The sequence below is a fragment of the Thiocapsa sp. C2-2m genome, assembly GCF_041903745.1.
Lineage (GTDB): Bacteria > Pseudomonadota > Gammaproteobacteria > Chromatiales > Chromatiaceae > Thiocapsa > Thiocapsa roseilacustris.
Genome location: NZ_JBBWVD010000016.1, coordinates 39,726 through 58,900, shown reverse-complemented (window position 1 = coordinate 58,900; position 19,175 = coordinate 39,726). Strand labels below are relative to the sequence as shown.

General features: G+C 64.4%; 17 protein-coding genes and 2 pseudogenes. 11 read left to right on the top strand and 8 right to left on the bottom strand.

What is annotated here, in order from left to right; all coding sequences use genetic code 11:
- Nucleotides 1-69: 69 nt before the first annotated feature.
- The 4 genes from AADX97_RS13850 (at nt 70) to AADX97_RS13835 (ending at nt 3,634) form a co-directional block, all read left to right on the top strand.
- A complete protein-coding gene (locus AADX97_RS13850) occupies nt 70-1,452 on the top strand; it encodes a cobyrinate a,c-diamide synthase (RefSeq protein WP_374234188.1) in 1,383 nt (460 codons plus the stop codon).
- 158 nt (nt 1,453-1,610) lie between these two features.
- Nucleotides 1,611-1,925, top strand: a complete 315-nt coding sequence (locus AADX97_RS13845; RefSeq protein ID WP_374234187.1) for a HesB/IscA family protein — start codon at nt 1,611-1,613, stop codon at nt 1,923-1,925.
- Between the two features lie 21 nt (nt 1,926-1,946).
- Entirely contained in the window at nt 1,947-3,062 is a 1,116-nt protein-coding gene (locus AADX97_RS13840) for a sulfur reduction protein DsrS (protein WP_374234186.1), read from the top strand.
- Nucleotides 3,063-3,424: 362 nt separating this feature from the next.
- On the top strand, nt 3,425-3,634 hold the full coding sequence (locus tag AADX97_RS13835) for a DUF2061 domain-containing protein (RefSeq protein ID WP_374234185.1): 210 nt from the start codon (nt 3,425-3,427) through the stop codon (nt 3,632-3,634).
- A gap of 60 nt (nt 3,635-3,694) precedes the next feature.
- Here AADX97_RS13835 and AADX97_RS13830 read toward each other — a convergent pair whose 3' ends face one another.
- Nucleotides 3,695-4,573, bottom strand: coding sequence for an SDR family oxidoreductase (locus tag AADX97_RS13830; protein ID WP_374234184.1), 879 nt, complete (start codon nt 4,571-4,573; stop codon nt 3,695-3,697).
- A gap of 23 nt (nt 4,574-4,596) precedes the next feature.
- A complete protein-coding gene (locus AADX97_RS13825; protein WP_374234183.1) occupies nt 4,597-5,856 on the bottom strand; it encodes a glucose-1-phosphate adenylyltransferase in 1,260 nt (419 codons plus the stop codon).
- A 191-nt stretch (nt 5,857-6,047) separates the two neighbouring features.
- Here AADX97_RS13825 and gpmI point away from each other — a divergent pair, with 191 nt between their 5' ends.
- The 5 genes and pseudogenes from gpmI to AADX97_RS13800 all read left to right on the top strand — a co-directional run.
- The gene (gpmI, locus tag AADX97_RS13820) at nt 6,048-7,595 is read left to right on the top strand and encodes a 2,3-bisphosphoglycerate-independent phosphoglycerate mutase (protein WP_374234181.1); all 1,548 of its coding nucleotides are present in this window, start codon (nt 6,048-6,050) and stop codon (nt 7,593-7,595) included.
- 3 nt (nt 7,596-7,598) lie between these two features.
- Nucleotides 7,599-8,438 carry a thymidylate synthase gene (locus AADX97_RS13815; protein ID WP_374234180.1) on the top strand — a complete coding sequence of 280 codons (840 nt, stop codon included), beginning with the start codon at nt 7,599-7,601 and terminating at the stop codon, nt 8,436-8,438.
- Nucleotides 8,439-8,663: 225 nt separating this feature from the next.
- Nucleotides 8,664-9,680, top strand: a complete 1,017-nt coding sequence (gene sohB, locus AADX97_RS13810) for a protease SohB (RefSeq protein ID WP_374234179.1) — start codon at nt 8,664-8,666, stop codon at nt 9,678-9,680.
- Between the two features lie 97 nt (nt 9,681-9,777).
- Nucleotides 9,778-10,065: a hypothetical protein gene (locus tag AADX97_RS13805; protein WP_374234178.1), complete on the top strand. Its 288-nt coding sequence runs from the start codon at nt 9,778-9,780 to the stop codon at nt 10,063-10,065.
- Nucleotides 10,066-10,414: 349 nt separating this feature from the next.
- Nucleotides 10,415-11,011: pseudogene (locus AADX97_RS13800) on the top strand (ISNCY family transposase); the annotation flags it as partial.
- A gap of 104 nt (nt 11,012-11,115) precedes the next feature.
- On the opposite strand, the gene arsD reads toward AADX97_RS13800, so the two are convergent.
- From arsD to AADX97_RS13785, 3 genes are all read right to left on the bottom strand, one after another.
- The gene (arsD, locus tag AADX97_RS13795; protein WP_374234177.1) at nt 11,116-12,087 is read right to left on the bottom strand and encodes an arsenite efflux transporter metallochaperone ArsD; all 972 of its coding nucleotides are present in this window, start codon (nt 12,085-12,087) and stop codon (nt 11,116-11,118) included.
- A gap of 69 nt (nt 12,088-12,156) precedes the next feature.
- Nucleotides 12,157-14,070 carry an acyltransferase family protein gene (locus tag AADX97_RS13790; protein ID WP_374234176.1) on the bottom strand — a complete coding sequence of 638 codons (1,914 nt, stop codon included), beginning with the start codon at nt 14,068-14,070 and terminating at the stop codon, nt 12,157-12,159.
- Between the two features lie 265 nt (nt 14,071-14,335).
- On the bottom strand, nt 14,336-14,569 hold the full coding sequence (locus AADX97_RS13785; RefSeq protein WP_374234175.1) for a TraR/DksA family transcriptional regulator: 234 nt from the start codon (nt 14,567-14,569) through the stop codon (nt 14,336-14,338).
- A gap of 154 nt (nt 14,570-14,723) precedes the next feature.
- Here AADX97_RS13785 and AADX97_RS13780 point away from each other — a divergent pair, with 154 nt between their 5' ends.
- On the top strand, nt 14,724-14,924 hold the full coding sequence (locus AADX97_RS13780; protein WP_374234174.1) for a hypothetical protein: 201 nt from the start codon (nt 14,724-14,726) through the stop codon (nt 14,922-14,924).
- 20 nt (nt 14,925-14,944) lie between these two features.
- Here the strand turns inward: AADX97_RS13780 and AADX97_RS13775 are convergent.
- A pseudogene (locus AADX97_RS13775) lies at nt 14,945-15,205 on the bottom strand (SulP family inorganic anion transporter); the annotation flags it as partial.
- Between the two features lie 290 nt (nt 15,206-15,495).
- Here AADX97_RS13775 and ubiG point away from each other — a divergent pair.
- Nucleotides 15,496-16,242 carry a bifunctional 2-polyprenyl-6-hydroxyphenol methylase/3-demethylubiquinol 3-O-methyltransferase UbiG gene (gene ubiG / locus AADX97_RS13770; protein ID WP_374234173.1) on the top strand — a complete coding sequence of 249 codons (747 nt, stop codon included), beginning with the start codon at nt 15,496-15,498 and terminating at the stop codon, nt 16,240-16,242.
- Nucleotides 16,243-16,512: 270 nt separating this feature from the next.
- Here the strand turns inward: ubiG and AADX97_RS13765 are convergent, their stop codons facing one another.
- Together AADX97_RS13765 and AADX97_RS13760 are read right to left on the bottom strand one after the other, a co-directional pair.
- Nucleotides 16,513-17,646: an aminotransferase class V-fold PLP-dependent enzyme gene (locus AADX97_RS13765; protein ID WP_374234172.1), complete on the bottom strand. Its 1,134-nt coding sequence runs from the start codon at nt 17,644-17,646 to the stop codon at nt 16,513-16,515.
- The gene (locus AADX97_RS13760; RefSeq protein WP_374234171.1) at nt 17,643-19,148 is read right to left on the bottom strand and encodes a L,D-transpeptidase family protein; all 1,506 of its coding nucleotides are present in this window, start codon (nt 19,146-19,148) and stop codon (nt 17,643-17,645) included. Before AADX97_RS13760 ends, AADX97_RS13765 begins: the two co-directional genes overlap by 4 nt.
- Nucleotides 19,149-19,175 lie beyond the last annotated feature (27 nt).

The following is a 19,175-nucleotide window of genomic DNA, read 5'->3' as shown; positions in this document are numbered from 1 at the left end:
CCCGCGGTGACTAACGGATGTGTGCGGTCATCGAAATGACTCAGCAGTCGAAGGTCTCGTGACGGGGCGATGGCGCATCTCTATATTGCGGCGGCTCAGAAGTCGTCGGGAAAAACTACGCTCTCAATCGGGTTGTGTCGTGCTTGGCGTGACGCCGGCGTGCGCGTTCAGCCCTTCAAGAAGGGCCCCGACTACATCGACCCGCTGTGGCTGACGGAAGCCTGCTCAAGGGCCTGCTACAATCTCGATTTCCATACCATGGGTCGCGCGGAGATCCTCGACGCCTTCGCGCGGGAGCTCGACACGGCCGATCTCGGGCTGATTGAAGGCAATGTCGGCCTCTTTGACAGCGTTGATCCGGCAGGGTCCAACAGCAACGCCGAGCTCGCCAAGCTCCTGGGTGCACCGGTCGTTTTGGTGATCAACGTGCAGGGTATGGGGCGCGGCATCGTTCCCCTTCTGCTCGGTTATCAGGCGTTCGACCGCGATCTGAATCTCGCCGGGGTGATCCTCAACAAGGTCGGCGGGACTCGCCATGCCCGCAATCTGATCGCGGCGTTGGAGCACTATACGGATCTGCCGGTGTTGGGCGTCATGAATCGCGAGGACGACATCGAGATCGCCGAGCGACACTTGGGGCTGATGCCGAGCAACGAGGCAGAGGCCGCCGAGGCATGGATTGACCGCATCCGGGTGCGTGTCGCCGAGCAGGTCGACCTGAGCCGGATGCTCGCTATCGCAGAGGGCGTGCCGCGCCCTTCGTTCGCCCCGAGCGCGCCGTCGATTCAAGTTCCGGCCGGGGATCTGATGCGCATCGGTGTCGCACGCGATGCGGCTTTCGGCTTCTATTATCCGGACGATCTGCGCGCCCTTGCCGACGCGGGTGCCGAGCTGGTCGCGTTCAGTCCGCTTGCCGATCGGGAGCTTCCGTTGGTCGATGCACTTTACATCGGCGGGGGTTTCCCCGAGTGCCGCATGGCCGAGCTCGAGGCGAACCGCGGGATGCGCGAGGAGATTGCGGACTTCATCGCCCGCGGCGGGCCTGTCTACGCCGAATGCGGTGGGCTGATGTACCTGTGCGAGTCGATCGACTGGAAGGGCGAGCGGCGTAAGATGGTGGGCGCGCTTAAGGCCGAGGTCCGGATGCATTCCCGACCGCAGGGGCGCGGCTATGTGCGGCTTCGCGAGACCTCGGATTTCCCGTGGCCGGATGCGGCGGGTGGCGCTGCCTGCGAGGTCCCCGCGCATGAGTTTCACCATTCCTCGGTGGTCGCGCCTGACCCGGCTTGGCGGTACGGCTATGATGTGCTGCGCGGCGTCGGAATCGACGGCGCACATGACGGGGTTGTACAAGGTCATCTACTGGCCTGTTACAGTCACCTCAGGGATGTGGGTGGTGTCCGGTGGACAGGGCGCTTCGTCGAGCATATTCGGCGCTGTCTCGGCGGTTGAGGATCTGCAGGAGTCGAGGTTGCAACCCGCACCGACTGAACGTTCGGTGAGTCGGCGGCCGGCGCAGCACGCATTCAGATCGCTCCGAACGGGGTTTGGAGCTGAGCCGCTCGGACGCATGTGATGCGCATACTCAATAGGATCAGAATAGGTTTCAGATGCTCAAACTCACGACAGCAGCGGCCGATCAGGTGCTTAAAGCCGCGCAGCAAGGCGGCACCGAGGGCATGTCATTGCGATTGGCTGCGTTTCAGATGCCGGACGGGGCGATCGACTATCGGATCGGTTTCGACGAGCCGACCGAGGACGATATCCGCATGACCTGCGGAGGCGTGGATATCGTTATGACGCCCGAGCAGGTGCCGCTGCTCGACGAAACGACGATGGACTATGTGGAGATGGAGCCGGGTCAGTTCCGCTTTATCTTCATGAATCCCAAGGATCCGCACTACACGCCGCCGACCGAGGTCTGATCCGGATCGCAGCGAATCGGCATGGATCTCAGCAACGAAGACAGCTTCCGGCTGAACGTGCTGCTGGCCAATCGTCCGCAGGCCATTCGCATCGATGAATCCAAGCTGATCGTCTACGGTCTCGGTCCGCAGGGCGAGGCGACGGTGCGTCTCAACCCGAACGCGCGTCCCGAGCAATATCTGCGGCGTGTCAAAGAGCTCATCTCGGGTCACGTCCTGGGCTCGCCCGGCGGATACCCCATCTATCTGAGCCGCTGGACCCGTATGGGCCAGATGCGCGACGAGAGCCTGGAGCAATTGCTCCTGCTCGGCGAGTCGGAGGCCGTCGTGGCGGCCGTCTGCTCGCCCGGACTCACCGACGAGCTGGCGCGGCGTGCTTGGTGGGCCATGGAGGACGCCGAGAATGCCCGCCGCATGTTGGGCAATCCGGCAATTGTTGCGGGTACCATGGGCTCCGTTCTCGTGGACTATCTGATCGACTATCTCCCCTTTGAAACCGAGAGCGACAAGATGACCGAGTCGATCCGTTTAGTGCTCCGGACCGGTCTCCTCGACGCTGATCGGCGCGGCGACCTGTGGAAGAAGGCCGCACGCAAGCAGGTCTATCTTGTTGGGTTCCTTCAGGCCGTTCCGGACGACCTCCCGGGATCAGGAGAGTCCACGGCGCGCGCGGTTCCCGAGCCGATCGCCGCGCTCGCCGCGGCGGGAAATCCATGCGCCGGGCTGCTCGGTCGGGTCTTTTCCTCCCCTGGACAGACCTTCCTCGCAACGGTCACCACCGTGTTGTCCAAGCCGCCCAGCCAGGACGTGGTGACGGCGACCTTCGACCTGCTGAGAGACTACTTCGGTGCGCTGCGCCCGGAGGGGGATCCCGACCTTCCGCTCTCGGATCTGATCGCGGAGGCCGAGCACTTCGCAACACCGACGAGCCCGGATCCGGGCACGGCACGGCTGCTGCGCCAGTGCCCCGAGATGGCCCCGGAGGTCGCCGCCATGCGCATCCTATCGGGTGTCGGCTATGGACTCATCCGCGCCGTCGCGATCGATCCCAGCGTCATCGGCAGCCTCATGCGCCGGAAGCTGACCCCTGTCATCGACCCGCTCCTGGTTCGCCTGGGCCTTCTCGCAAGACGCTGAGGTGCTCCGCGTGGCCTCGCTCATTAGAGCGACCACACCAAAGAGCGACCACACCAACCTTCAGGGACTCGTGACATCCGCTCTGCGGTGTCACGCATGCCCACTGGCGCTCCGCGCCACGGGGCTCCATGGCCGAATTTCCGAACGAGGCCCTTGTCGGGTTAACGAGGGCGTCATCCGAGAGTCGAGAGAGTCGAGAGATTCGAGGTTTGGACCGGCCGCGGCCGACGGGTCACGTCGTTACCTGTGTCCCTTCGTCTTCTATGATCGTTATTGACGATCGATAAGTTAATAACAATCGATTTTTAAGATTCATGTGCAGTCGCTATGCTCCTAACCAACACTTGAAGAGGAGCACTCACATGGCCAAAACGATGACGTTCGCGATCCTGCACATGACGGTCGCCTTCAGCGTGGCCTACCTGTTGAGCGGCAGCCTCCTGGTCGGCGGGGCGATCGCCCTGGTCGAGCCCGCGATCAACACGGTTGTCTACTTCTTCCATGAGAAGGTGTGGGACCACATCCGGCAACACCGAGCGCAAGGGCCTCACGGCGGCCTGCTGCCCGCCTGAAGTCGCGCTCCGATCCTTGGCTGCCCCGTCGTCGGGCCTCCCGGAAACGGGCGGCCCGGCTCAAGCGCTCGACGGTGCCGCGTTATACGAGAAACCGACAAGTCTCTCGCTGATGGTCCAGAGTCGTCGGTTGGCATCCGCATCGAGCGCTTGGGCGGGTGCCTTGAGCGAACGACGGTCACCGAGATACTGGCCCGTGACCCCGTCGAGGTCGGTTGATCGTGCCGCATAGAGCACGCGCTCGGCAGCCCGCGTCGGCGTCGGAAGGGCCCAGCCGAGCAGCAGGTCGAGCGCTTTCCAGAAGACCCCTTGTGCGCCGTCGGACCCGCCGAGGTTGGATCGAAAGACGCCCGGGAAGACGCAGTTGACGCTCACCCCGGTGCCTTCGAGCCGCCGTGCCAGCTCGAAGGTGAAGTGGAGGTTCCCGAGCTTGGACTGACCGTAGGCCTGCAGCATCCGATAGCGGCGCCGGGTCCAGTGGAGATCCTCGAAGTCCATCGCCGCGTCCATCTTGGTGCCCACGTTGACGATCCTGGCCGGTGCGCTGGTCTTGATACGCTCCAGCAGGAGGCCCGTGAGCAGGAATGGGCCGAGATGATTGACCGCCAGCGAGCGCTCAAGACCCTCGGGGCTTGTCCGGCGGCTCGCATAAGCCGTTCCGGCATTGTTGATCAGGACGTCCAGGCGCTCGAAACGGTCGAGGATCTGCATTGCCGCTCGGCGTACCTCCTGCTGACTGCCGAGGTCCGCGACGAAGAGATGGATGTCTTGGTTCCCGGTGGCGACGACGATCTCGTCTCGGGCTGCCCGACCGCGTTCTTCGTTGCGGACCAGCATGCCGACGCGCATCCCGTCACGGGCGAAAGCGATTGCGAGCGCCTTTCCCAGACCTGAGTTTGCCCCCGTGACGAGAACGGTCCTGCGATTCGCATCGGTCATACGCGGCCTCCGGTCGACGGTGTTTATTCGGAGTAGCCGCCGCGCCCGGTGCCTCGGGTGTCGCGTGCGAAATAGCTGACGCGTCCCATCGGAACCACAGTGATGCCACCTGAACTGACATGGAAGCGTTGCCGATCCTTGACCGGATCAAAACCGATTCGATCTCCGGCCTCGATGACGTTGTGCCGATCAACGATGACATTGCGCAGATGGGCGCCGCGGCAGACGCGGACATAGTCCATGATGATACAGTCCTCGAGGACGACATCCTCCTCGATCACGGTTTCGCGACGGATGATGGAGTTGGTCAGGCGTGCACCGTCGTGGATCATGGTCGCCGCACCCAGGAGCGTGTTACGCAGCTCGCCGCCCAGCACACGAGCCACCGGACCCTGATAGCTGCTGGAGAAGATGGGCCACTCGGGGTTGAACATATCGAAGGCCGGCTCGGCCCCCAGGACGTCCTTGTGGGCGTCGAAGTACGCATCGATGCTGCCGACATCGCGCCAGTAGACCGGCGTCTCGTAGGGATGCACGCCAGGCACCACGTTCGTCGCGAAGTCGTAGGCGAAGAGTCGATGGGTGTTGAGCAGCCGCGGCAGGACATGTTGTCCGAAGTCCGACTCGCCCGCCGCCTCGCACTCCTTGAGTGCCTGCATCAGGACCTTCGCGTCGAAGATGTAATTACCCATCGAGGCGAAGGCCATGGTCGGATCGCCTGGCAACGGCGAGGGATTCGCCGGCTTCTCCTCGAAGGCGTTGATCCGACCCTCTTCGTCCGCGGCGATCACGCCGAAGCTCGACGCCTCGGCAAGCGGGACGGGCAAGGCGGCGATGGTCACGTCGGAATTGCGTGCCTTGTGGAAATCGACCATCTGGCGAATGTCCATCCGATAGATGTGGTCGGCCCCGAAGACGGCGACCAGATCAGGCCGATGCTCCTCGATGAGGGCGATGTTCTGATTGACCGCGTCGGCTGTGCCCTGGAACCAATGCGTTCCGGACATCATCTGCGGTGGGACGACGGTCACGAACTGACTCTGCAGTAAGGGCGAGATGGTCCAAGCTTTGCGTACATGCTCGATCAGAGACTGTGACTTGTACTGGACCAGCAGATAGATGGTCTGGATCTGGGAGTTGACCAGGTTGCTCAGCACGAAGTCGACAATGCGGTAGCGGGCTCCGAAGGGCACCGACGGTTTTGAGCGCGCCGTTGTGAGCGGCTGGAGTCGCGAGCCTTGGCCACCGGCCATGACGAAGGCGATGATTCGATCGGTCTGCATGGTTCCTCCGCGTGCCCCGCTTGTCGGAGCTTTTGTTGTGATGACGTGGGTCCGGCCACTGGATCCACATCGAGAATGATAAACCCGCCGACGGGAGCTTTCCCGATTATCGAAGGCCCTCTCGATCGGGCCCCGGCGGCGTCCCGAACGTCTACAATGTGCAACCCCGACGGCAGAGGAGTAAGCGAGAGATGAGTCAACCGAGGAAGAAGGTCCCGGGACGTCCGGTCATCCTGATTATCCTGGACGGTTTCGGTCTGAACCCGGCCAAGGCCAACAACGCCGTCGCGCTCGCCGATACACCGAACCTCGATCGCTACTTCTCGAGCTATCCACATACCGCGCTCCAGGCGTCCGGGCTGGCGGTCGGGCTCCCGGACGGACAGATGGGCAACTCCGAGGTCGGGCACATGTGTATCGGCTCCGGCTGCGTCGTGCTCCAGGATCTGGTCTTGATCGATCGTGCGATCGACGACCGCAGCTTCTTCGAGAACCACGCCCTGGTGAACGCGGCGCGTGCGGCGGCCGAGCAGGGTCGTCCGATCCATCTGATGGGCCTGGTCTCCGACGGCGGCGTGCACAGTCACGTCCGCCATCTGGCCGCCCTGATCCGGTTGTGCAAGCGCCAGGGTGCTCGCCCGATGGTCCACGTCTTCACGGACGGTCGGGATACCCCTCCACGCTCGGCACTGAGTTATCTCAAGTGTCTCGACGAGGCGCTGGAGACCTCGGGGGGGCGAATCGCCACCGTCAGCGGACGCTACTACGCGATGGACCGGGACAATCGCTGGGATCGCACCGAGATGGCCTGGCGTGCCATGGTCGACGGCGAGGGCCGGCACGCCGAGAGTGCGCAAGCGGCGATCGAGGCGGCCTATGCCGCCGGCGAGGACGACGAGTTTATCCGCCCCACGATTGTCGCCGGAGGCGAGCCGATTCGCGACGGCGATCAGGTGATCCACATCAACTTCCGCAAGGACCGTCCGCGACAACTGGTTTCGGCTTTGCACCAGGGCGATTTCGACAAGTTCGACCGGCGCGGCGTCACCCGGGTCCAGGTCACCGGCATGATGGAATACGATCCCTGGTTCGGGTTGCCCTTCGCCTTCGATACCGACACGCCAAGGACCACGCTCGGGCAGATTTTGAGCGACGACGGCATTGCCCAGTTTCATTGTGCGGAGACCGAGAAGTACGCGCACGTGACCTTCTTCTTCAACGGCGGGCGCGGCGACCCCTTCCCCGGTGAGGAGCGCGTCCTGATCCCCTCGCCGAAGGTCGTCACCTATGATCTGAAACCCGAGATGAGCGCGCACGGTGTGGCTGATGCGGTCATTGATGCGCTTCGCGGGGGCAAATTTCCCTTTGTCGTGGTGAATTTCGCCAACGGCGATATGGTGGGTCACACGGCCGTACGCGAGGCGGTGATCGCCGCTGTCGAGACGCTGGATCGCGAGGTCGGTCGCGTGCTGGACGTTGCCGTCGAGTGCGGCTACTCGGTCATCCTGAGCGCCGACCACGGCAACTGCGACGAGATGGTCGATCCGGTCACGGGCGATCCCCATACCCAGCACACCACCTATCCGGTGCCCTGTCTGGTCATTGACGAGGTGCCTTGGCGTCTGTCGGTCGGCGGCGGGATCAAGGACATCGCACCCACCGTCCTGCATCTGATGGGTATCCCCATCCCGGAGCAGATGGACGGACACTCGCTCCTGCTCGGGCCGGCGACGGTCTGACGGATGCGCGTCTATCTCGATCTGCTGCGCGACGTGATCGACAACGGCATCGACAAGGCCGACCGCACGGGTGTCGGGACGCGCTCGGTGTTCGGGCGTCAGGTACGCTTCGATCTGAGACAGGGTTTCCCGCTGCTGACCACCAAGCGGATCCATACCAAGAGCTTGATCCATGAGCTTCTTTGGTTCCTGGCCGGCTCGACCGACAATCGCTGGCTTCAGGACCGCGGCGTGACCATTTGGGACGAGTGGGCGGCCGAGGACGGCCGTCTCGGTCCCATCTACGGCGCCCAGTGGCGCAGTTGGCCTTGTCCCGACGGCCGCGTCGTCGACCAGCTCGCCGAGCTGGTCGCCACCATCCGGACGCGTCCCGATTCGCGTCGGTTGGTGGTTTCCGCCTGGAATCCGGCGGATCTGCCCGACGAGACCCTCAGTCCGCGCGACAACGTCCATGCCGGGCGCATGTCGCTTGCCCCTTGCCATTGTCTCTTCCAGTTCTACGTGGCTGAGGGGCGGCTCTCCTGCCAGCTTTATCAGCGCAGCGCCGATCTTTTTCTCGGCGTGCCCTTCAATATTGCGAGCTACGCCTTGCTGACCCATCTCATCGCGCATCAGTGCGATCTGGAGGTCGGCGAATTCATCCACACCTTTGGCGACCTGCATCTCTACCGCAATCATCTGACCGACGATATCGTCTTCGAGCAGCTCGGGCGCGAGCCTCGGGCGCTGCCGCAGTTGCGCCTGCTGCGTCGTCCGCCCACCCTGTTCGACTATTGCTTCGAGGATATCGAGATTCTTGGGTATGAGCCGGACCCCGGGATTCGCGCCCCTATTGCAGTCTGAGGCTGAATCGCGCTCGGAGCGGTATGGTTGGCTTGAGCGGGGTGTGGCATTGTCGCGTTCTTGCGGTGACTGAGCTGCGCGATTCAGGATGTTTCAATCTGGATCAGGCTGTTGGCGCGGGGTGGGCGATCGGATGGCGGGTTGTGTTGGTTTCTGAAGGATGTCTTTTGTGTTGCGCGGCCTTGCGCAACATTCACGAACTTTCCGGGCGAGGAGTTGCCGCTGATGGAATCACTTATTGAAGTCCTGCTTGAGTACGGACTGTTTCTGGCCAAGACGATCACGATCCTGCTCGGAATCGCCGTGTTGCTGATCCTTGCCGTACGGCTTCGACACGGCGGCCACGGCGATTCCGAGCAGTTGGAAATTACCGATCTCAACCAGCGCTATCGCGAGCTGAGCTCGGAGTTGAAGGCATTTTCGCTCTCGAAGAAGGCGTTCAAGGCGTACCGCAAGGCCGAGCACAAAGAAGAGAAGGCCCGCGAGAAGGAGGGACATGCCGATCGCAAGCGGCTCTTTGTCATCGAGTTCAACGGCGACATCCGAGCCAGCGAGGTTGGTGCGCTGCGGGTGTTGGTGACAACGCTCCTGATGGATGCGCGCGAGGGCGATCAGGTCCTGGTGCGTCTGGACAACTCGGGCGGCCTGGTCAGCGATCATGGGCTGGCCGCGTCGCAATTGGCCCGCATCCGCGAGAAGGGGATCCCGCTGACGGTCGCGGTCGACAAGGTCGCCGCGAGTGGGGGCTATCTCATGGCCTGTGTGGCCCAGCGCATTATCGCCGCGCCATTTGCGGTGATCGGCTCGATCGGCGTGCTCGCCGAGCTGCCCAACTTTCATCGCTTGCTGGAACGCTACGGGGTCGACTTCGAGCTGCACACCGCCGGGGAGTACAAGCGTACCCTGACCGTCTTTGGCGAGAACACTGACGAGGGTCGCCAAAAGCTGCGCGAGCAGTTGGAGGAGACACATGCACTCTTCAAGTCGTTCGTCGCGACCTATCGCCCCACGCTCGATCTCGACCGCGTTGCCACCGGCGAGTATTGGCACGGTCAACGTGCGGTCGAGCTCGGTCTAGTGGATGCCATCCAGACCAGCGACGACTTTCTCCTCGCCGCGACCGACGATATGGATCTCCTCAAACTCAAATACAGCGCCCGCAAAAAGCCGATTGAGCGACTCCTCTCGAGTATCCGAGCGAGCCTTGACGGCGCCTTTGCAACCTGGCGCCACGCGAGCTGAGGTTTCGTCTCGAGCCGCGCCCTTGGCAGATCCTCGCCCATGCTTGAGGGCAATACCACGCGCTGGACGGCGACGGTTGGGGGGGTTGATGCGGCCCATGCGCCGTCCGAAGCTCCTGCCAACAGAAGGGCCGGATCTACCGTCGCGGGACGCCATCGTTCGCAACCCCAAGGAAGAGCTGACGACCGGCACCCTGCGTGCAATGCTCAGGCAGCTTGGATTGAGCCTCGGCGAGCTTGCGCGGCGGCCGGGGATCAACGCGGGGGAGGCGCGGCGTCTAGTCGATCCCCGCCACGCCGGCAAAGGAGCGACGCTGGAGCCGGCCTTGATCGCCGTGGGGCGAGGTCTGGCGAACGAGGTCGCGACGGCAGCGTGCGACCAATGAGAGAGGCGGTGAAAAAACCTCGGAGTCTGGGCGCGGGGCCAAGGGAGCGGTAAAACGCAAATGCCGGGGCTGGACCCTGAGGTACCCCCACGACCTCATCCCCTGCCGGCACCACCGGCGAGCAGGCCCTCATGGTCGCTAGCAACCCATTGGTCTGGTGGCGAGGTAAGTAGTGCCTGAACAGAAACCACGTTTTCTATTTCCGAACAGTGGGTTATAATATGCTCCCATGATCGAAGATCATGCCGATTTTCGATCGAGAGGGGCAGGGAAGGCGCTAACCTATTGACTTCCCGATGACTCGAGGGCGATTTTGGCGGATTTTTGCCGAGGCACGCCATGAGTCTTCATGAACGTCGTGATTCGAACCGCGATGCGCAACGTGATCGATCCGCAATTGAAACTCGGCGAGGAGGACATCGCCGCCGTCGTTCTGGATCTGCGCTCGCGCGACGATATCCCGCAGCTCGTGCGTGGACTGCAGCACCTCTACACCACCCCGCAGGTGCGCGAGCCGGTGTTCGCGATCCTCGCCGAGGTGCGCCCGCCGGGCGGCGGCGAGGACGGCAAGGCGCGTCCCGAGACCGGCTGACCCGGTCTGTCGCAGTGGGCGATCCCGGGGCTCGGGGTGCTGCGCTTGGGGCTCAATGCCGACGACGATCGGATTCTCGAGCTGGCCAACCAACATACCACCCTGCGCAAGATGCTCGGCCATGCCGACTGGGCCGACGACACGACCGACAGCCTGCAGACGCTCAAAGACAACCTGAGCCTGTTCACGCCCGAGCTGCTCGACCGCATCAACCAAGCGGTCGTGGGTGCCGGCCATGCCCTGGTCAACACAAGCCCGGACGATCCCCTCGCGGTGCGGTGTGACTCCTTCGTGGTCGAGACCCAGGTCCATTACCCGACCGATATCAACCTGCTCGACGATGCCGCGCGCAAGGCCAAGATCATGTGAGCGCCTCGCCCGCGACATCCTTCACGTTGCGCTGTACTGCGCAGGCTCGATCCGGTCCTCATTGGTCGCGCGCTCCTCGGATGTGTTCGTCAGACGTCGCAATCGCTCAGCACCGATCGGCTCGGCCTCTTGAAGCGCCACGACCGCATAGCGCCGCGAATGCCGCTCGGCCACCGCATCGATCTGCCCGCGCTCGTTCGCGGCGCGTCGGCGCAGCAAGGACGATCGGGTCCGCGCGGCCGCGAGGCTCTGGTTGACAGATCGGGGGCCTCCAGCGGTGGCGCCTCGATCTCCTCCGGGGCGTCTATCGGTACGGTGTCGGTCAACAAGCCGTGCAAGGCGTCGAGCCCGACCAGATTGAAGGGTTTCAGCGCGATGCGGTCCATGGGCAGGGTTTTGAGCACGTCCGGAAGCGTCGCCAGCGCCTCTTGCTCGCGCCGACCGATGGCGGCCGCCAGGGCGTCGGCCCCGGTCCCGGCCCCGTCGGCATTCACGGCTGCGGTGTCCGCAAGCACGCCGTTGACGACGAGGTACTGTTGCTTCAGGCCGATGGCCGCGAGCTCTTCATGCGTCCGCGCGACCTCGCGCAGCGTCGCCTGCTGGGCGCGGGCGACCAAGACCAAGCGGGTCCGCTCGGGATCGGCCAAGGCATCGACAGCGGCACTGTACTGTGCGCGTTGCTTGTCCAGCCCCGCCAAGGGGCCGAGGCAAGAGGCGTCGCCCTTGCCGGCTTCGAGAAAGCCGCTCCAGGCACCGGGCGTGTGGAGCAATCGAATGGTGTGGCCGGTCGGTGCCGTATCGAAAACGATGTGGTCGTAGTCCCTGGTCAACTCCGAGAGCGGCAAAGCCTCTTGACCGGACCGTTCCAGGAAGCCCCGCACGACCGCGTTCTCCGCGAAGGCCAGCGGTTCCTGCGCGAGGTTGAACCGCTCGATCCGGGCGCTGTTCTGCTTCGCCCATTCGACATCGGCCGAGAAGCTGACGAGTGCCTGATCGACATCGACGCCGCAGACGCCGGTACTGCAGCAGAGGGCGGGGTCGAAGACTTGGATGTGTGTCATGGTGTGCCTCCAGGGGTTGTTTGAAATCGTTTCCGGGCGGATCCGGAAACGACGCAGGATCAAGCGTGGTCATCTCGGTGATCGAAACAACGGCGCGAAGAGCGGTCGCAACAGGCGCACCCCGCTCACGCTCAGATGATTGTCGTCGTAGTAGAGCACCTGCCCGTCGCGGTAGAAGAGACATTGGCCGTCCGGGCACAGGATCCGATGCGGATGGAGACGGATCAGCGGCGTCTGCGCGCCGAGGCCATCCAGGGCAGCCGTGACCCACCGATTATCCTCCATGAGCTGCTCGAGCGGCTGACCGACCCCTTCCGGATCCTGCCCCTCCAACAAGGCTTCGGCCAGCACCCTCGGGACATCCACGCCGGGCTCGGGCACCGGATAGACCAGCACGACCCGCTTGCCGGCTGCGGCCAGGGCGTCGATGGCGGCGTCCATGGCTTCGATGAGTCCTGAGTCGGGATGATCGAAAGGATAGATCCGATAGCGGCCCGAGAGCACCACCGTGTGAATGCTCGGCGTCGTGATGATTCGCTCCAGTGCGAGCTGCTGGAAGCGCTCGCAATCCTCCCGCCAGGACAAGGGCTCGCCTTGCCAGCCCAGGGCCGGCGGGCAGATCGGCATCGCCAGGCTCAGTACGGAGGTTCCGCGTTCGAGCGCGAGCTCGCCAAGCAGGGTCGCGTAGGTCGCGGCATGGCTGTCGCCGAAGAGCGCGACGACCGGAGGGGCGTCCGGATCGCCGTAGCGGCAGCCGGCCGTATCGGCGCGGACACTCTCGCATTCTGGTTGACGCGGATCGCGGTCATCCGTGGCGGCGAGGATGGTCGCGAGCTCCGGAGGATAACGGCCGAGCCAGCCGTCCGTGCGCTCGCCATGCACGCCAATGCCGACGAAGATCACGGCCGCAAGGGCCGCTGCGCCGAAGAGCAGGGGCCGCGGCAGGACGCCGGAGCGGCCCCGGAAAGGGCGCTCGATGAACCGCCATGAGAGGAGCGCCAAGATCAGGCTTGCCGACACCAGCAGCAGCGACACCCCGAGCGATAGGTCCGGACCCATCAGGTGGCGCGCGAAGACGAAGATCGGCCAATGCCAGAGATAGAGCGAGTAGGAGATCAGGCCGATCAGGACGATCGGCCGCCAGGACAGACCCCGTCCGATCAGCGACGGCCGCCGCTGGCCCGCGACGATCAGCAGCGCCGCGCCGAGGCAGGGCGACAGGGCAGCGAGCCCGGGGAAGACGGTGCCCTGCGAATAGGCATGGACGGGCCAGGCGATCAGGATCAGGCCTAGGATCGAGATCAGGTCGGAGAAGACCCTCCCGCGCGGCAGACGCAGCGGGGCCAGAGCCACGAGCGCGCCGATCAGCAGCTCCCAAGCGCGAAGATGCGGCAAAAAGAAGGCGGCCGTCGAGTCAGGGTCGAGCCGGAGTGCGATCACGGAGGCCGCGAAGGAGAGCGCGGCGATCGCGCCGACGAGTGCGATTCGAGTCATCCGACCTCGGCTCCAGACCAGCCAGAGCAGGAGCGGATAGAGGATATAGAAGATCTCCTCGACCGAGAGCGACCAGGTGTGCAATAGGGGCTTGAGCTCGGCATCCTGATCGAAATAGCCGCTTTCGCGATTGAAGAAGATGCTCGAGACGAAAAGAGTCGCGGCGATCAACGAGCGGGCGAACCCGCGTGCATCGCCGGGATAGAGGATCAGGGCGGCCGCCAGTGCACTGGCCAGCAGAACCGCGAACAAGGCCGGCAGGATGCGCCGCACGCGTCGCTCGTAGAAGTGCGCGAGCGAGAAGCAGCCCGTCTGTAGCTCACGCGCGATGATCGAGGTGATCAGGTAGCCGGAGATCACGAAGAAGACATCGACCCCGACGAAGCCGCCCCCGAACCCCGGGACGTCGGCGTGGTAGAGCACCACGGGTAAGATGGCCAGGGCGCGTAACCCGTCGATGTCGGCGCGATAAGGGTGCGACTCGATCATCCGGAATGCGCCCTCCGGCGCAGCCGATGCTCTCTACCGTCCCCGACCGGTTTGAATCTCGGCTCGATCGCTTCGACGGGGTTGTCCTCCAATCGGGTTTAGGTGATTGCCGGGAAAAGAGCTACCGGACTGTAGGTGCGAATTTCTTCGCACACATAGCCCTTCCGCACGCACAGCCCTTCAGGTCTTCCGGGCATGCGCAATCGGTGTGCTTGTCCCCGGAAATCACCTAAGCCGCGGTTGAGCCGCGTCGGTCGACAGAGAATCAGCACTGCCCGCGTTCCAGCTCACGCTCCTCCGCGCAGTCCGCGCAATAGACCACGGCCGGATCTGAGTCGATTCGCTCGGTGTCCAATGGGTCGCGACACAGGCAGCAGAGGCCGAAGGTTCCCGCGTCGATCCGTGCCAGTGCGGCCGCGACCTCGAGCCCGCTGGCCTCCAGGGTCGTCTTCGCCCACTCCAGCTGGCGCGGGCCGTCCTTGCGAGGCTCGCCGGACACCAGCAGATGGATCGGCAACCCCAGGAAGAGGGGGGCTGGAAGCGATCATCTCCACGCCGCGCCGGGTTATGCTGCCGCCGTCATAGGCAATCATCACGCGACTTGGCTCCTTCAGCGCGCGCACCATGCGCTCGACGTTGCGGCCGAGATCACGTTGCGTCGTCTCGGCCGATTTCTCGCGTCGACCGAGCACGAACAAGCGCACCCCCGGTTGTTGCTCGAGCAGGACCTCCTCCAGATCACCGTAACGCTGGCGTGCATCCGGCGCCGGGACGCCGATGGCGCGCTCGCGCAGTCGAACGAGGCCACGAAACGGTCGGCCGAGGCAAAGAAGACCTGGCCCGTGATGACCTAGACACGCAGCCGGCCTTCATGCGCGATGAAGATGAGAATGGCCAGTGCGTTGACGAAACCGGTGATAACCGAGCGCGACACGAAGCGCATCAGGTTGCCCGGGCGCAGCGCGCCGGCGAGGATCTGCAAGATCCCGGTCAGGATGGTTGCGGCCAGCAGATATTCCAGGCCGTGGTCCTTGACCAGGGTCACCATCTGGAGGGCCATCGCCGCGGTCGCACCCGAGATCATGCCTGGCCGGCCGCCGACGAAGGCGGTGATGGTCGCGATCGCGAAGGCCGCTCGGCTGTCCGGGGGGAGGCGATCGGATGACCTTAAAGGTCGTGAAGAAGACGCAAGCACCGGGCGCGCGGCATCGCGTGAACAACGGCGAGAGTCCGGGGACTCGGTTTGCGCGTGATACCCACATCGGCGGAGGGCTCCGGAGGGCGAGCATGGGTGTCTTGAAGCGGTCGCGCGATTCTACTCGCAAAGCTGTTCCTCTTGCCATCTATCAGTGGACCTGTCCCGTTGGAATCCCGCGCGGTCACCACGATCTCGCCCACTAATTAGAGATCAAAAGGAGCTGGAAAATGAGCGTCGTGCATCTGAGCGCGCCCACGATCGATCCGGACGAGGTCGCCTACTTCGAGCGACTCGCGCACCGTTGGTGGGATGCTGAGGGTCCGTTCTGGCCCTTGCACCGTCTCAACGCCTTTCGCGTCGACTACATTCGCCGGCACCTCGCTGCGTCGTTTGGACGCGACCCGCAGGACGAGCGACCGTTCGAAGGGTTGAGGCTACTGGATATCGGATGCGGCGGTGGCATCCTCAGCGAGTCCATGGCCCGGCTCGGCGCCTCGGTGACCGGCCTGGAGATCACCGAGAAAAACGTGCGCGTGGCGCAGCTCCACGCCGAGTGGAGCGGTCTGGAGATCGAGTATCGCTTGGGCACGGCCGAGGACCTGGTGCGCGGCGGGGAGTTGTTCGATGCGGTGTTGAACATGGAGGTAATCGAGCACGTCGAGCATCTCCCCGATTTTCTCGCCGACTGCGGCCGTTTGGTGCGACCCGGCGGGGTGATGTTCATAGCCTCGATCAATCGAACGGTCGCGGCCTTCATCGTGGCCATCGTCGGTGCCGAGTACGTACTGCGCTGGCTCCCCAAAGGCACGCATCACTACCGCAAGCTGGTCCCTCCCGGGGAGGTCGAGGCGTTGCTGGGGAAGGAGTTCGATGTCAAGGACCGCACGGGTGTCAGAGTGAATCCCTTCAATCGCGTCTTCAGCTATACACGCTGGATGGGGGTGAACTATATATTGTTCATGCGACGTCGCTGACGGCGAAACAAAAGGTGGGGCGATCTTGTCCGATACGGGTTGCCGAGACGAATCCCTTTCGGGATCGATCGGGTTTGGAGGATGGGAGATGTGCAGAGAAGACGAGTTCGAGGGTTGGGTCGCCTCCGTGTCTCGGGGGGACTGCGGGTTCACCTACATCCGATTATACGCCGACGCACCTGAGTGGGTCCGAAACACGGCGATCAATCGATTCGGCAAGGGAACTGTGTTCCTGCCTCCTTTGCAAATCAAGCCGAAGGCCGCTGCGGCCTAACCCGCAGCGATCGCGAGCACCTCTTCAAGACCTCGGTCGATGACCTCGAAAGGGGTGTAGAAGTGAGGCGAGAAGCGAATTCCACCGCCGCGTTGGGCGCAGAGAACCCTGCGCTCCATCAGCCCGGCATACAGCGCCGCCGAGGGTGTCCGGGGGACTCGGAAGGTGACAATGCCTGCGCGTCGCTCGGACGCACGCGGCGACAGCAGCTCCAAGCCATGTCGATCGATCGCTTCGATCAGGTAGGCAGTCCGCATCTTCAGCTCATCCCTGACCTGCTGGATGCCGACCTCTTCGATCAGCGAGAGACTGGCCTCGAGCGCATGAACGCCGAGTAGGTTTGGACTACCGCACTCGAAGCGCCGCGCGTCTTCGGCGGGCTGCCAGTCCCGGCGATCGAAATCTCCCGAGTGCTCGAGCATGTGCCATCCGAACTGGTGCAGCGTGAGCCTGTGCCGCAGGGAGGGGCGAACATAGAGTAGGGCGACGCCCTCCGGACCCAGCATCCATTTGTGTCCGTCGGCCACGACGAAGTCCGCGTCGGTGCGCGTGAGGTCGAAGGGCAGGGCGCCGAGGCCCTGGATGGCATCGACACAGAAAAGGATGCCGTTGGAGCGGCAAAAGGCGCCGATACGCTCCAGATCCAGCCGCAGGCCGCGCGCGTATTGCACCCAGCTGACCGCAATCATGCGGGTGCGCGGGTTGCAGAGCGCGAAGAGGTCGGCCTCGGGATCGGTGGATTCATCCAGGTCGAGCGCTGACCAGACCACCCCACGGGCCGCAAGCGACTCCCAGACGACCCGGTTGGACGGAAACTCCTGCGCGATCCCGACGATCTCGTCGCCGGGTTGCCACGATAGACCGTAGGCGATGATCGAGAGTGCCTCGGAGGTGTTCTTCGCCAAGGCGATGTCCGCCGCCGACTCGGCTCCGACGAGACGCGCCAGGCGCTCGCGCAGACGACGCTCGGTCGCCAGCCATTGCGGATAATGCAGCGACCCCAGTCGAGCGTTCTCCTCGGCGAACCGTGCGACGGCCTCCGCCGCGCGCCGCGGCCAAGGTCCGACGGCCGCGTGATTCAGGTGGCAAAGGGTCGGGTCGAGGTTGAATTCGTTCGGGGCGAGACTCAACCGTCGCTCTCCGGTGCCGCGGCAGCCGGCGCCTGCTGCGCCTGGGCCGGCTGCGCTGCGGGTGCGGCAGGCGGTGCGGCAGGTGCGGGAGCCGGCGACGTCGCGCTGCCGCTGGGGGGCGGACTCTGCGGTGCCTCGGCCGCCGGTGCAGGAGCCGGCTCCGGGGCTGCCGCGGGGGCCGCCGGTGTCGGTGCCTGTTGTGCCGGTGTCGCTGCCTGCTGTGCCGGTGTCGGTGTCGACGACTGTGGCGGCGGGCTTGCGACATCGGCCGCTGATGCCGTCTCCGCAATGGTTGTTGTCTTGGTTTCCGGCGGCGCAGCCGGGCTGGGTTCCGTTCTTGCCTGCTCAGGTGCGGGCCCGGCGGCCGGCTCCGCGAGGGTTCGGGATGCGCTCGCGGGCGATTCAGTCGCTGCGGCCGGCGCAGTCATGACCGACGTTGCCGGCGGGGTCTCGGCCGCCGTCGCACCGGCTGTCGGGCTCGGGTCGCGAGGTGCGGCAGACGCGGTCGATGTCTCAGGCGCGGTTGCAGGCGCAGATGGCGGCGGCGCGGCGGCTGGATCGGCAGCCGGAGCACCCGCATCGGATGCCTGCGACGGTGCGGCGGCTGGGTTCGCCGCCGCCTGTTCGGTCGGGCGTGAATTGGCTTGAGGTTCCGCCGTTGCCGGCGCGGGCGCGGCGCTTGCCATGGCAGGCGTGACCTCGGCTCTGGTCGCTGCCGCCGCTGCTGCGTTGGCCTGGGTGATCCGCCGCTGCTCAGCCTCGCGTTTGGTGCGCGCGGCGGCGACACGCTGTTTCTCGATATAGTTGCCGTAGCTCGGTCCGGATCCGACGATGGTGACCTCCGTACCATGCGAGACATGCTTGAACAGAACTGGGGCGAGCGTGCTCGGCAGACGGATGCAGCCGTGCGAGGCCGGTTGACCGGGGCGCGGAATGGGTCCTGCATGCAGACCGATCCCGTCGTAGGTCAGGCGCATGAAATAGGGCATGTGTGCGCCTTCGAAGCGCGCGCCTGCCGGGATCGGATCGCGGCCCGCTTTGGCGTTCGAGCGGACGACCTTGCCGTTCTTCACGACCTTTCCGTAGAGGTTCGAGCGCTTGTTCTCGACCTTCTCCATGACGGCGAACTTGCCGGTCGGCGTCGGGTGTTTGGGCAGACCGCTGGCGACGGTGCTCCAGCCGATCTCGTCCTCGCCGACGAAGAAGCTTGCCCTCTGCTTGTCCGTATCGATGACGATGCGCGAGACCTTGCGCCCGTCGCCGTTCCACTCGTAGAGTTTGGAAGGTTTCGGTTTCTCGACGGGTCCTTCGACCCGCTCCTCGGTCTGCACAGGTGTCGGCTGCTCGGCGACGACCGGCTCTTCGGGTTTCTGATCGGCCTTGCCGATGAAGCGTGCCAGCTCCGTACAACCCGTGAGGGTCAGAAGCAGCGCGCAGGCACCCAGGGCCTTGATGGAAAGGGAGAAGGCGTGGGGCAAGCCCCGTCGTTGCATCTGGCTCATAGCGTCGTGTTCTTTGCCGGGGTCCCG

Coding starts and splice junctions, on each gene's coding strand:
- AADX97_RS13850 (WP_374234188.1), top strand. CDS start 70: ATGGCGCATCTCTATATTGCGGCGGCTCAGAAGTCGTCGGGAAAAACT.
- AADX97_RS13845 (WP_374234187.1), top strand. CDS start 1,611: ATGCTCAAACTCACGACAGCAGCGGCCGATCAGGTGCTTAAAGCCGCG.
- AADX97_RS13840 (WP_374234186.1), top strand. CDS start 1,947: ATGGATCTCAGCAACGAAGACAGCTTCCGGCTGAACGTGCTGCTGGCC.
- AADX97_RS13835 (WP_374234185.1), top strand. CDS start 3,425: ATGGCCAAAACGATGACGTTCGCGATCCTGCACATGACGGTCGCCTTC.
- AADX97_RS13830 (WP_374234184.1), bottom strand. CDS start 4,573: ATGACCGATGCGAATCGCAGGACCGTTCTCGTCACGGGGGCAAACTCA.
- AADX97_RS13825 (WP_374234183.1), bottom strand. CDS start 5,856: ATGCAGACCGATCGAATCATCGCCTTCGTCATGGCCGGTGGCCAAGGC.
- gpmI (WP_374234181.1), top strand. CDS start 6,048: ATGAGTCAACCGAGGAAGAAGGTCCCGGGACGTCCGGTCATCCTGATT.
- AADX97_RS13815 (WP_374234180.1), top strand. CDS start 7,599: ATGCGCGTCTATCTCGATCTGCTGCGCGACGTGATCGACAACGGCATC.
- sohB (WP_374234179.1), top strand. CDS start 8,664: ATGGAATCACTTATTGAAGTCCTGCTTGAGTACGGACTGTTTCTGGCC.
- AADX97_RS13805 (WP_374234178.1), top strand. CDS start 9,778: ATGCGCCGTCCGAAGCTCCTGCCAACAGAAGGGCCGGATCTACCGTCG.
- arsD (WP_374234177.1), bottom strand. CDS start 12,087: ATGACACACATCCAAGTCTTCGACCCCGCCCTCTGCTGCAGTACCGGC.
- AADX97_RS13790 (WP_374234176.1), bottom strand. CDS start 14,070: ATGATCGAGTCGCACCCTTATCGCGCCGACATCGACGGGTTACGCGCC.
- ubiG (WP_374234173.1), top strand. CDS start 15,496: ATGAGCGTCGTGCATCTGAGCGCGCCCACGATCGATCCGGACGAGGTC.
- AADX97_RS13760 (WP_374234171.1), bottom strand. CDS start 19,148: ATGAGCCAGATGCAACGACGGGGCTTGCCCCACGCCTTCTCCCTTTCC.